8 protein-coding genes are annotated in these 13,589 nt (G+C 42.1%); 1 reads left to right on the top strand and 7 read right to left on the bottom strand.

Annotated elements, in window-relative coordinates; translation table 11 throughout:
* The first annotated feature begins 140 nt into the window (after positions 1 to 140).
* Positions 141 to 1,625 (top strand): diguanylate cyclase domain-containing protein, encoded by a 1,485-nt coding sequence (locus tag A1QC_RS05115; protein ID WP_017023991.1) that lies wholly within the window; start codon positions 141 to 143, stop codon positions 1,623 to 1,625.
* Here A1QC_RS05115 and A1QC_RS05110 read toward each other — a convergent pair.
* Genes A1QC_RS05110 through A1QC_RS05080 form a run of 7 tightly spaced genes read right to left on the bottom strand, consistent with a single transcriptional unit; the run spans position 1,622 to position 13,534 of the window.
* On the bottom strand, positions 1,622 to 2,455 hold the full coding sequence (locus A1QC_RS05110; protein ID WP_017023990.1) for an alpha/beta hydrolase: 834 nt from the start codon (positions 2,453 to 2,455) through the stop codon (positions 1,622 to 1,624). The two genes, A1QC_RS05115 and A1QC_RS05110, sit on opposite strands and share 4 nt — an antisense overlap.
* Positions 2,456 to 2,468: 13 nt before the next feature.
* Complete coding sequence (locus A1QC_RS05105; protein ID WP_017023989.1) at positions 2,469 to 6,275, bottom strand: cellulose synthase subunit BcsC-related outer membrane protein; 3,807 nt, start codon at positions 6,273 to 6,275, stop codon at positions 2,469 to 2,471.
* Positions 6,263 to 7,483 carry a cellulose synthase complex periplasmic endoglucanase BcsZ gene (gene bcsZ, locus A1QC_RS05100; RefSeq protein WP_017023988.1) on the bottom strand — a complete coding sequence of 407 codons (1,221 nt, stop codon included), beginning with the start codon at positions 7,481 to 7,483 and terminating at the stop codon, positions 6,263 to 6,265. Before bcsZ ends, A1QC_RS05105 begins: the two co-directional genes overlap by 13 nt.
* The gene (gene bcsB / locus A1QC_RS05095) at positions 7,483 to 9,900 is read right to left on the bottom strand and encodes a cellulose biosynthesis cyclic di-GMP-binding regulatory protein BcsB (RefSeq protein WP_017023987.1); all 2,418 of its coding nucleotides are present in this window, start codon (positions 9,898 to 9,900) and stop codon (positions 7,483 to 7,485) included. Before bcsB ends, bcsZ begins: the two co-directional genes overlap by 1 nt.
* Before the next feature lies 1 nt (position 9,901).
* Entirely contained in the window at positions 9,902 to 12,520 is a 2,619-nt protein-coding gene (bcsA, locus tag A1QC_RS05090) for a UDP-forming cellulose synthase catalytic subunit (RefSeq protein ID WP_017023986.1), read from the bottom strand.
* Complete coding sequence (bcsQ, locus tag A1QC_RS05085; RefSeq protein ID WP_017023985.1) at positions 12,513 to 13,298, bottom strand: cellulose biosynthesis protein BcsQ; 786 nt, start codon at positions 13,296 to 13,298, stop codon at positions 12,513 to 12,515. Before bcsQ ends, bcsA begins: the two co-directional genes overlap by 8 nt.
* 2 nt (positions 13,299 to 13,300) lie before the next feature.
* The gene (locus tag A1QC_RS05080) at positions 13,301 to 13,534 is read right to left on the bottom strand and encodes a hypothetical protein (RefSeq protein WP_017023984.1); all 234 of its coding nucleotides are present in this window, start codon (positions 13,532 to 13,534) and stop codon (positions 13,301 to 13,303) included.
* Positions 13,535 to 13,589 lie beyond the last annotated feature (55 nt).

The following is a 13,589-nucleotide window of genomic DNA, read 5'->3' as shown; positions in this document are numbered from 1 at the left end:
TCTTAATTATTTAAGATTCATAAGTTCATTAACCATTCCTTTTATGTACTTTATGGTCCTTCAATCAATAAGTGCAAATAAACATGATATGATGCGCGCCATATTTCTCACATATTCATTAGCATTGGATTCTTCTCATCATGAATCAAAAGCCATTTTCGATCCTAACGTCAATACTCATTGCCATCGTGATCGCAAGTACAATCGGCTATACCATCAGTCAGTTCTACAATGTAGAAAAACGCCTCACGGAAACCACCGATGCAATTTTTACCAAAACCGTCGAAGCCAGTTATGACATCATCGATACCACTGTTAATGAATCCCTAAAAAATTACCTTCGCGGCATTGCGTTTTCTATCAAAGAAATGATTGAAATCAGCGATCAAATGAAACTAAATCAATCCAATGTAGAACGTTTTTTAGATCAATTCGTAAAGGTCACACGCGTTGGTAAAAGTGGCTACATCACCATTTTAGACAGCTCCGGCAATCTACTCTCCCACCCTTATTTACATGGTAATGATCTTTCTGAGCACAGCTTTATTCGCCAGCAGCTCAGCCACGAACAAACATTTCTCGAGTATAAATGGCAAAACCCGGGCGAAAAAGAACCCCGTTTAAAGGTTGCCTATTCAATGAAGCTCGATTCAGGTGCTGTGATCAATATTTCAGTTTATAAAGATGAAATGATCGACATTATTGATAAAAATCGACTCAAGCAAAAACTAACACGTTATAACTTTGGTAAAACGGGTTATATCTACGTTGTTGACAGCCACGGGAAATTAATTCTTCACCCAACCAATGAGGGGAAATCAATTCGAACTCTGATTGGCGATAGCACTGATACCTTTATGGCTCAAGCTAAGGCAAAGCCGGAAGGAACTTTCACTTATCCTCTAACAGTGAATGGTAAAACGGTCATGAAAACCGTTGCCTATAAGTATTACCCATATCTTGATTGGATTATTGCCTCAGGTATTTCCCAACATGAGTTAACGAAACCGACGGATCAGTTGTGGAGTGGGCTATCAATGGCCGTGATTAGCTTGCTTTTGGTTATCGGCGTATTAATTCTAGTATTGAATTCTCGTCATCGTCGCTTGATCATGATTGAGCAGAAAGATTTTCTCACTGGGCTGAATAATCGCCGTTGCTTTATGGAACATGCACGCTATCAAGATCTCAAAGATAACTTAACGTACTCTGTGATTATTTTTGACATCGATAAATTTAAGTCGATTAATGATACCTACGGACACCAAATTGGTGATCAAGCTATTTTAGAAACCGCACAAGTTCTGAAGAAATTTGAATCCGAGAGTGTGATTGCTTCTCGTCATGGTGGAGAAGAGTTTGTATTGCTTTTGAAAGAGATGAGCCAACAACAAGCCTTCTTAATTGCAGAATTGATCCGTCATCGCGTATCAGAAATAGCACACATCCCGACTCGCTTCACAATTAGTGCTGGAGTTTACGAAGGAAAATCAGGCACCGATAAAATTAGTGATGCCATTTCTAATGCCGATCACGCCTTGTATCATGCAAAACAAACCGGTCGAAACAAAACAGTAATATACAGCTCTGATTTAGACAAGCAGGTTCACGGCAATAAAAGCTAACGATTATGAGAAAAAGTTCGATCGAGCCAAGCTGAGCACAAACTTAGCCACGGTTGAACTTCCCTCTCAATTTTAAGCCCAGTCCCATCATCCGTTAATGCATTAGCAAGTGAGATGCCATGTGGACCATTCTGGAAAATATGCAGCTCGTACGGCACGTCTTGTGCGTCTAATGCCGCAGCAAATTTAAGGCTATCAGAAGCCGGAACTGATTTATCTTGAGTGGTATGAAATAGAAAAGTTGGTGGTGTATGAGAACCCACATTTTCACTGCAGGTAATGGTTTTAATCATTTCTGCATCATCAAATTTTTCGCTTAGAATCTTCTTTAAATTCTGCTCAATGTTAAGCTTCATCCATTCGGTGGTTATCACTGGATACGCCAACACTAAAGCATTAGGCTTATGTTCTTCACCTTGCACTTTAGCTAATATTTGAAACTCTTCTCTGTTCCACAATGTTCCCACACTGGCCGCCAGATGCCCACCCGCAGAAAAACCTAAAAGCGCGATTTTATCTGGGTGAACATTATAGTGTTCATGCTGTTGGCGTACATGTTTAATAGCTTGAAAAGCATCAATCATTGGCAAAGGAAACGTCGCATACTCTTGGATCGAATAGCGCAGAATAAACACGTTATACCCTTTGGCTAAAAAGGAAAAGGCTATCGGATCCGATTCCCTTTCCGATAGCATACTGTAACCACCACCAGGTAAAATAATCACCGCTGGCAAAGCATTTTGATTCGGAAGTTCATGATGCTTGGGCTGAATATAGCAAGTTAAACTCACTCGCTTATCTTGCGAAAAATACATCACCTCTTGTTGCATGAATCATCCTTAATTAATCAAAATCAGCGTATAACGTCAGTGGGTTTACTGGCATTTCAACTGGCTGCCAACGATCGGTGAAAGTATAACGAGCATACAATAAACCATGATTAGGTTCATAGAAGTCCGAACGTTGAATATCAACCGCTAAGCCAATATACCAGCGTTTACTCACACGTTTCTCCATCGCGGCCTCTAGCGAGTAACCAAAGCCACCACCACTCTCTTTTTCACCTGCTGCTCCATATAACGGATCTTCTTGAGACCAAGAGTTCGAAACGGAGCCTCTCAATATGTATGAGAAATCATTGCCTAAGCGTTGATACCAGTTCACAGGCAGCGACAACGAAAAATATTGTTGTGGGCTATAATAACCGCCATAGCCGTAAGCGTATTCACTTAAGTTTTTATCATAGTGCAAATACATTCCATTCAAGCCAAGACTTAAATGCTTATCGGTGTCACTGATAATTTTCCAATACGTACCACCTAGCAAACCTAAACGCGTATTATCTTCAACATTTTGACCATCCATAAAATGATATTGTAGGCTAGACCAATACCCGACAGGCCCACCAACATCGTAACTGCCACCCAGCTTCACGCCAGTACTCATCACATTACCCCAGTGCTCACCGGCATGGGTGCTATCCTCTTTCAAGCGATTTTCACCATCTTTTGGTGTTAGCGTTGGCACTTCCATACCACCAAATGACAGAGTACTGCTGGTTTCAGAGCGTCGGGAGAAGGTGCTTTTCCAACCAAAGTCACCTAAATCACCAGAAAGATTCAATCCGCCAACCCAAGTTTGAGAATCAAATCCTATTGGCGTTGTGCCGATATCAGCCGACCAAGTTTTGGCTTGCCAACCGACGCCGAATTCAACACCTTTAGATTTAGAATTGAAAGTGGTATCGCTATCCGAACCAGTATCTTTATTAAAATAAGCAAGATCACCAGAATCGAGGGACACCATATCGGTACGGATCAATAAATGCCCATCGTATTCAGGCATCGGAATACTGATTTCAACTGGGATTTGTACCGCCGTATTTTCGTTATCGCGTCCGCTGTAATCAATACCAAACTCAATGTAACCATCATTTCGATTGTTAATGGTATCAATATCAGACTTAACGCCACGCGTTAACCAATTATCTCCAGCTTCATCGTACAGCTGGCGCAAATCTTTTTGTTGAGGTTCAGATACCGCTTGATCTTGATTCGCCATTTGATCGCTTAATAAAGCGCGATAGCCAAGTGATTTTGCCAATTTATAATCATGATTATCCATTGCCACATTCATGCTAGTGCGCAGATCAGACGCGCCAGCATCACTTTTAGTCAAAGTCTGACGACTTAATTCTAACGCTTGCTCGGTTTGACCTTGCTCATTCAATAACCCTGATAACTCTGAAGTTTGATAACCATTTAAGTTCTGACGATTTTGATAAGCGCGCTGTGTCATCTCTTGAGCGGCTGCCTTATTACCATCCGCACGGTAAGCTTCAATTAGCGCGAACTGAGCGGTCACAGCATCATCACTATTGCCTGTTGCAATTGGTAGATATAAGCCTTCTGCTGTGCCGTAATCTTGATTGAACATGGCATATTGAGCAAACAGCATATCGCGTTGTTGGCGATAATCCGCGACCTCATCTACCGTTCCGCTTGGCTCACCTAATTTATTTTTCCAATGATCAAATTCATCGTAGCTTTTCAGGCTAAACAACAAATTGCCATAATCCAACTGCGTTTGATAAGGCCAAGTAGGTTGTGGCGTCAATTTACTCGCATCTTCACGCGAATCACCTTCAAACCCAAGCTTATACTCCATCTCTATAAGACGAACTTCCGCTTGCGGCTGGCCTTGATATTCTGCCAACATTTGATCAATTTTGCCCTTAGCTGCATCAGGATCGGTTTGCATTAAGGCAGATAATTGTTCAAACGCTAAATCGACTTTTAAACGCACCAAATTATTTTGAACTGATTGGCTGCGCTGTTTTGCTGGTATGCCTTGTAATACATTAATAGCTTGGTCTGTTTGCCCATGGCGAGACAAATACAAAGCATAGGCAAATTGAGTCTCAGGATCTTTATTTTGCGACCATTGTTTCATCAATTGATTGGCACGAACCGGATCGCCGGTTGTTTGCAACGCATCGGCAATATCGGCTCTATCCCATGGCGAAGTTGGCGGGTTTTTAAGTAACTCATTTAATTTAATGGTTGCAACATAGTTATCACCAACGGCTAGCGCTTGGTGTACATCCGCCAACAATGCTGCGCTGTATAATCCGGAGATTTTATCTTGTACGATCCTACGCTGTGCGGGCGTATAACCCTGAGCAAATTTATAAGCGGCCATATCGCCTTTTTGCTCAACTCGAATATCCATACGACCACGTAATGCGGTTTCATTTAATGGCTCTTGTTTGAGCGCCATCAGGTAATGCTTATCCGCTTGAGAATACTGTTTTTGAGCCAAGGCCAATTCTGCTAACGAGTTATACGCATAAGGGTTTTCTGGTTTTAAAGTAACCGAAGCTTGGTATTGTTTTTTGGCTTGAGCATATTGCCCTTTTTTCATGAAGCGATCACCTTCATCAAGGTTTGCCCAATAAGCCGATGCTGCGATTAATGAATTCCATTTATCGGTGTAACGTTTATCTGGATCGTATTGTTTTGCTTTCTTAAAGTATTCGACTGCCAGTGTTTGTCGGCCAGTTTTCATGTACACAAAACCCAAGCCGCCTAAGATTTCAGTATCATGTGGTCGAGTGGATAAAGCGGTCACTAATTTTGGTTCGGCAGCGACATAGCGATCAGCATCCACTAAAGCTAGGCCGTCCAACTTCGCCATATAAGTTGGATCTTTACGTAATTCAGTTTCTTTGATTAGGCGCTTTTTCGCATCCGCATACGCATTCACAAATTCTTGATTTCCCGGCATGTAGCCAGACAAAATGGCATATTGTTTAACGACATCTTTGGTAATGTAATTATCATTTAAACTCGATAGCCATAACTGTGCTGCGGTACCACTGGTTGTAGGGTTCAAGGTCAACTGTTGAACCATTTCTAGGCCAGCAGCATCCGAAGGATCATCATTCAGGGTATGAGTCGCCCAAGCTAATTGAAAGTCAGGCACTCCTGGGTAATCTTTGTTCAGCTGAACCAAACCGTCTTGAACTTTTTGCCAATTATCAGAATCTTTATCTTCTAATAATAAATATTCTAGTTTCATCGATGGCGTTGGCATTCCATCCGGGAAAATTTTGTCGTAGATTTTTAATGCTTCTACATTCCGCCCAGAACGCGACATTAATTGGGCTTGTTGATAATCGCTACGATTGGTCGAATATATTGATAAATAGGACGCTAGCTGTTTTGTCTCCCGAGCGTCCGGTGCTTGAGATTGCATTTTTTTGAGTAGTTCTTGCGCTTTATCAATATGCTTACTTGCAGACAAATACAAGGCTTGGTACTTCAAGCCTTGTAAGTTATTAGGCGAAATAGCAAATAACCGCTGTAAGGTCGCATCCGTGATATCCGCACGGTGCAATAATTGCGCATAAACCAATTGATTGACGAGCCACTCTTTAGAGTTCACTGCTGACAAATCGGTTGAAAACTGAAAAGTTTGGTACGTAATAACTGAAGCGGGCATCGAATCTAACGCCTGCACATTTTCAACATGCCCCATGCAAGATAGAGCAATACTCGTGGCAAGTATCGAACGGATGGGGAATAACTCACGAACAGGCAACATCAAGCTGCCTGTCGGTTTTTTGAACATGTTGACTATTTTTGACATGAAGCAACCCAATCCGGTGTCACTTTTCCTGTCGCATCAAACTGATAACGACCATTGTGCCAACCTTGAGCAAATAATGTTAAAACGCTCTGGTAATAACTGCCTTTTTCAATGCTCGATAAATTGTCTTTGGTTCTACTGGCAAATTGTTGTGCTAATTCAGTTTGACCTGAAGCTTGGAGCAAAGGGATCACTGCAGCGGTAAGTCCAACTCCCGCATTGCCTTTGTAACTCCCCGCAATCGTATCGAATGTTTCTGGCATGGCATTTGTTTTCTTTAACACATCCACTAATGGCTGCATTGTTGAGATTAATGCTTTCTTATATGGGCTGTTTTCTGGCAACATCCCTACCCATAAATAAGTTCGGATTGCGTTATAGCTACCAACGCCTTGCGTGGCATCATCGGTTTGAATACCCATTGGTGTCATTTCAACCCAGTCAGGACTAAAGCCCTCTGGCATGCTTTCCAATAACAATTTGTTGCTGCTTGTAATGAGATCTTTCCATTGGTAGTCCGGATACAAATCTTGCATACGAACTAGCAACTGTAACGGAACATAACTTGGGTTTAAGCGAACATGGTTGTCACCGAGTACAAAACCGGTACGTCCCGGCAGTAATACCGTTCCATAATTATCCACATGCGCAGTTTCTTCCTTTAAAATACGTGCAGCTAAAGAATGACCAAGCGTTTGATAATAATAGTTATTCCATAACCGCCCTGCTTCTACCAAGCTATAAGCAATCCACAAATCAGAATCAGAAGCAGTATTGGTATCCAACACCCCTTGCTCATCAGAAGGCAAAGTACCCCATAACCAAGCAGGCAAGCGAGCAGTAAGATCGCCACCCGACAAGTTTTTCTCTGTCCAATTCAACATTTGCTCAAACGCTTTCTGATCATTGGCAATCAATGCAAAGAACAAACCATAAGATTGCCCTTCCGACGTAGTAATACTACGTGGGTCACTGCTATCAATCACGCGGCCATTTTGAACATAATTCTTCTTAAAGCTTTGCCACATCGGCCATTGGCATTGCTTGGCAGAAGCGACCATACGCGCTTGTTTTGAGCTTTGAGATACAAGTTGAGCTTGTTGTGAAGAAGCAGCTTGTGACACTGATTTATCTTGGCTCTCAGATTCTGCTTGTACCGCTATTGGGGCGAGCAACAAGCTAGCTAATAAAACGCTTGAGTATTTCATTAGTCTTCTTCCTTAATTTCAATACGACGGCTCGCAATGCGGCGTAAGATACGCCATAGCGCAATCGTCACAAGTACCACTAAGAAAAGTGACGCTAATGCCATCAATTCTGGATGTTGTGAGAAGTGATACATGATCAACTGCCAAATAGGTAAGCTACCCACATAATAATGATCACCGACATTAAAGCTCGCCACACTGTTGTCTCGAATACTCACCACCGAACCAAACATGGCATCTACTTTGCCAGAATCATTCAAGGCTTTATTGACCAAGCCTAAAGATTGCGGCGAATCACCCAGTATATTCACTACCGTGCGATGTGGATTAAATGGTGATTGGTGACTCGTTATGGCTGCAAAATTACCGGTCGCAGCCACTTCCACCAGATCAGCAGGTTGTGGCGCATCCGTAGAAGGATTAACCCAGTTCTTACCTTGTTGCTTTTCATTTTTACTTGGCAGTTGGCTATAACGAAGACCATCTTTAAGTAACATATTCGGGGTATGATCTTTTGAAACATCTTTTAGATCAGGCATGACTCCAATGGCTAAAATATCTTTATTTGCCAACTTAGCTTTCGACCAATCACTTGAAACTTCAACATTCATTGCCGGATAACCAGTATCTGCCCCAAATTTACCCATCATATCGACGAAGGTTTCAATTTCACCGCGAGTTGGTTTAGCCGGTAATACGGCAACCGTTTCTGATAAATCCGCCATTCGTGTGAATGGGAAACCAGAATTGGCAAACGCGCGCATATTGGGCATTTCAATGTAATGCGGGAAGCCAGAAAAATCGATTTTAGAGTTACCATCTATCGTCGCGTATTGCTTACTGGGTTGTGTCGTTTGACAAACCGATGAGCCCGCAACGGAAGAAGAAAAACCAAATTCAAATTTTAAATCATTACGACTGCCAACTTTAAATGCAGGAATACGAACTTTATCACCGTCTCCTAATACCCCATCATCCAGTAGAGGGACACGTAAACGCGTCGAGTGATTAGATTCACCTTTCGTGTTTAAGTTAAACGCTTGAACAAATTGGTTATTAATACTCAAGCTCATACGTGAACCAGAAGTATCCGTTTGCGGTGGTGAATAACGGTATGACAGATCAAACGGGATACCGCGGCTTTGCCAAGTAAACAAGTCCGGTGGTAATCGGAAACTGACCGACATTGGCGGTGGAGTTTGCCCTTCGACTTGTAAGCTACTTTGATCTTTCACCATTTCGGATAATGCAACTGGACGAGAGGTACTGATCCAATTCGGTGCATCATAAGGTTTGCGTGGCTCAATTTGTGCCATGCGGGTAATTTTAGCAATAGGGCCTGTTAATAAATGTTGACCAAATGCTAAACCTTTCACCGCTTGGGTGAGATCTTTGCTGTCACGTCCACTTATAACCAATAACTTCACATAAGGCTTCGTTGGGTGAGAGATCACTTGCAAATAAGGGCCATCTGCATCGGGATAGTCTTTTAAGAATTCAGGCTTATTATCATTGGTCACGAATACAATCGCATTTGAATCCGGTGCTTTATCTCGGATCACAGGAAAGCTCGTGGTACGCCATTGTGCTAACGAGCCAAAGTATGACGAGGCAATACCCGCCGCCTTCACTTCATTCAGATCGACGTTTTTCCCCATCACAATAGGTAGATTTAAAGGATTGGTATCACGATCATCAAAAAATGGAGCCGGTAGTAAACTCAAATCATTATTCAGCTGTGTTTTTTGAACTTTCAGCGTGACTTTACTTTCTTGGCTTATCTCTGCCCAAATACTCGCATCATTGGGATTACCACACGTTTCACTTGCATTACCAATCAGCTCAAAACGCATTTGGTTATAATTGCTAAATAAACGTGGGTCTAAAGGAATGACCGCTTTTACACGTTTTCCTTGCGTACCATCGGTGATCGACACCACGCCCATCAATTCATTATTGAAATACACTTTCATGTGCGAAACGACCGACAACAAAGCCGGAGATGGAATAAAATCGAACGATAGTGTCGCTTGTGAGATGATTTCATCTAACCGTGAGCCAAATCCAACATAAACTTGGCTTTCACTGCCTTGCATGCGAATCGAGCTTGGGTAACCAAGTTGATTGAACTTTAAGGTTCTTTCTTGCACTTCAGGGGAAATCTTAGGGGTTGCCATCTCAGCTTGATCAGACCCAGCCTGATCCGCAGCAGTTTGATCGCCCATTGGCGCACTGCTCGTTGCCGCAGAAGTCGTTGCAGTTGGCATAGTCGCCTTAGCAGAAGCGAGTGTCGTGGCAGGAGCATCTGGTGAAGGTGCGGATGGATCCGCCGCCAACACACTGCTTGAAAATATAACGCTGCCACACCCTAAACTTACCGCATAGGCAAGCATTTTAACTTTATTGTTCATCCACATATTATTCGCTCTTTAATTGTGCATTTTGTGGTTTTAATGAATAAATCACGCGCCAAACTTCGGCTACCGCTTTGCTAAACGCACGAATATAAATTGGCCCATTAAATAAAATTCGACGGTACCCTTCTGCACCGATTTGCAAGACTCGGTACATACTTAATAATGGTTTATCGGTTTTGTAATCACTTTGCCATTGCGCCCAAGTATCGGCTCGGGCAAAGGTACATTGAACATAATCAATTTGTTGTTGAGTATCTAAATCCATTAATTTCAAACCAATGACTTTATCTTGACTATAGACGACCTGCATCGGGAAGACATACGACTGCCCTCCTCGTTGCAATACCACACCTAATTGATGACCAAATTCAATATTGGCTGATTCAGGAAGCTCAACACGAACACCGCCCAATGAGAAATCTTTCATCTCACAGCAAATCATATGCCCCGATTTCAACCTTAGGCTCATCGGGATACTGACACTGACTCGGTGATTTTTACGTACTTGCTTAGCTTCTTCCGCTACCGCAACCGCACCACCTAAAATCAACAAGTTATAAAACACCCAAAACAGGTTGACCACAACACTGCCAATTTCGTCACTTGGCCCATAAAATAAACGGTAAACACCAAATGCAACGCCTAATACGTTTAAGAAGACCAGAGCAAGATAAGGTGTCGAGATCCCCCAATCATAGTGCTCTTCTTCAATTAACCCGCCCTTTGCCGTCACATTAAACGTACCTTTATGAGGTGCAAATAACGCCACCGTCGTTGGTCTTGCGATGTACCAAGATAGTACTGTTTCATATACTTCACCCCAGAAGGAATGACGGTAACTACCTTGCATACGCGAGTTAGTCATACTCGAATGCACCATGTGAGGTAATACGTATAAAATGATCGCCAGTGCAGGAGCAAAAATAATATAGGTGTGCAGAAGTAGGAATGCTAAAGGAGCAAGCAAATAAATAATGCGCGGAATTCCCGACAAAAAGTGCAACATGGCATTGGCATAACATAACCGTTGTTGCCACTTTAGTCCTTTGCCGGTAAATGGGTTATCAACCCTAAATATTTGCGCCATCCCCCTCGCCCAACGAATACGCTGACCGATATGAGCAGATAAAGTTTCCGTCGCTAAGCCGGCTGATAACGGTTTACGAAGATAAGCTGAACGGTAGCCTAAACGATGCATACGCAATGACGTGTGTGCATCTTCGGTCACCGTTTCAACCGCAATACCCCCCACCGCTTCTAATGGTTCTCGGCGAATAACCGCACAAGAACCACAGAAAAAAGTACTGTCCCACAAGTCATTACCATCTTGGATCAAGCCATAGAACAAATTACCTTCGTTTGGCACATCCCTAAAGTTTGATAAGTTTCTCTCAAATGGATCAGGAGAAAAGAAATGGTGCGGAGTTTGAATCATCGCCAATTTCGGATCTTTAATGAACCAGCCCATACTGATCTGGAAAAAAGCACGAGTTGGAATATGGTCACAATCGAAGATAGCAACAAACTCACCAGAAGTTTGCTTCAAGGCATAGTTTATATTACCTGCCTTCGCGTGATTATTCAGTGGCCTGCGGATATAACCGACGCCAGCCTCTTTGGCAAAATCACGAAAGCTATCGCGCTTACCATCATCTAAAATAAAGATATTAATTTTATCACTCGGCCAATCGACCCCAAGCGCAGCATAAACCGTAGCGCGAACGACATCTAAATCTTCATTATAAGTTGGGATCATTAAATCAATGGTTGGCCATTCTTCTTCATTGTCTGGCATTGCCACAGGTTTACGATTTAACGGCCAAATGTTTTGGAAATAGCCTAGCATCAAAACCAACCAAGAATAACTCTCAGCAATTAACAAAATTACACCTAAAAATAAGGCGAGAGGATCGTCATAATTCAACGTTGAGGTCATTCGCCACCATAGATAACGGCAAGAGACCGTAACCGATAAAACGATCATCAACATGGTAGCAAAACGACCCACAATTTTTCTGAACATCATGGACATTGCCCAAAGCACTGCAATGAAAAATGCTTGAGCCATTAAGCTAAATGGAACGGTAAAACAAAAAACAGCCAAAGCAACAGTGAACGCAACTAACACCACATTAACGGTAAAGCCCATTTTGCCTTTAATAGAGGCGCCATGATTCACTTTTACCGACGTAGCATAAGCCATGTCTTCGGCCTTTTTCTCTAACCAATGCGTCCACTTCATAAACAGATTCAGTGGTAAGTAGAACACATCTTTAATTTTAGACAGCAGCCACACAATTATAGCTAACACTGAAATTGGCTTTTTATCGGATCGATTTTGTTGCACCAAAACCACCCACACCGCTTGGATTAGAAAGCGAATGGGATCCAAAAAGCCAGGTCGCGCTAAATCAATATTAGGGAATAAGAAATACGGTATTTTCCAACTCTTAACGCCAAAAACACTCGGTTTAAAAACAATAAAAGAAAAGACAAACCAAAGGGAAAGAATAAGCTTACCAAATTTAGATGCAGGGTACTCTCCTGCATAAAAATTAAGTTGTTCGCGAAACTGCCGGAACAGATAAGGCTGGAAAAATAAGGATAACCAGCTAAACATTAGAGCTTACCGATTGAGCTTGATTTAAATGCGACAAACACCAAAAAGCAAGCGAGTGATAATCTTGAGCTGCCTGACTGTAGGGTGCACCTTCCAGTACAGACGCTAAATTCGCTACCGATTCTGCGATTGCGGTATCATCATGCATCAACACTGGAATAAGCGTACGTTCGTATTCATTCTGCATAACAAGCTGCATATCTCGGCTGATAGGACTAGCAGGCTGAAAACCATTAATTAATAACCTAGGTTGGCACATTTTCAGCAGATTTTGGTAATGACGACCTTGTTGTAAAGAAAGGTAGCTTTGAATGTCGGTTCGAGTGACGCAAACCACCAAATCCGCCTCTTCTAACAATGGAAAATGAAAGGAATCCAAAGACGATACTTCTGGCAATAATATGATTTGCCAATTCTCTTTCACTTTCATAGAAGCATTTGGCAAAGTAAAACTTTCCACCAAAGTTCTAGGATGTTGCTGTAAATCGGCAAGCGCTAATTGATATTGATCATCACTCACCTGACCAAAAGGCACGAATGCAATTTGTCGACTATTTTGATAACCCGCTTGCTGCCAGGTTTCTCCATCGAGCTTACGCACTATCCAGCCGTCAGTATTACTTGGTTCCATACAAAAATGTAACCGCATCAAATTCGCTGGATTCGCATCAATCGCGTGGGCTTGTTGATCAATCGAATGAAATGCCATAGTTAAATTAGCAGCAACGGTTGTTGCCCCAACACCACCTCGAATGCCCGTAATCACAATGCGCTTCATCGCTAAGAACCTTTTACATTATCAATAATGGTTTGGACTTTTTTTAGGTCGTCGTTATTTTCATCCGCTGCATTAGTCTGGCTTGACGAGCTTTTTAGTGCTTGCCATTTTTGTTTAGTTTTATAATAACGCTCTTTCTCAGACAGCTCTTTATACTTAGGATCGCTAACTTCATAAGCATCAAATAAACTGCTAATGTCTTTACTTAGTTTTTTGGGACTTAGTTCTTGGGACATATAAACTCAATTTTAAAGGATCAATAAAATGAAGGTGAGGTGCAGTTTCTTTTAA

The organism is Vibrio rumoiensis 1S-45 (genome assembly GCF_000286955.2).
Lineage (GTDB): Bacteria > Pseudomonadota > Gammaproteobacteria > Enterobacterales > Vibrionaceae > Vibrio > Vibrio rumoiensis_A.
This window is presented reverse-complemented; position numbering and strand designations above follow the sequence as displayed.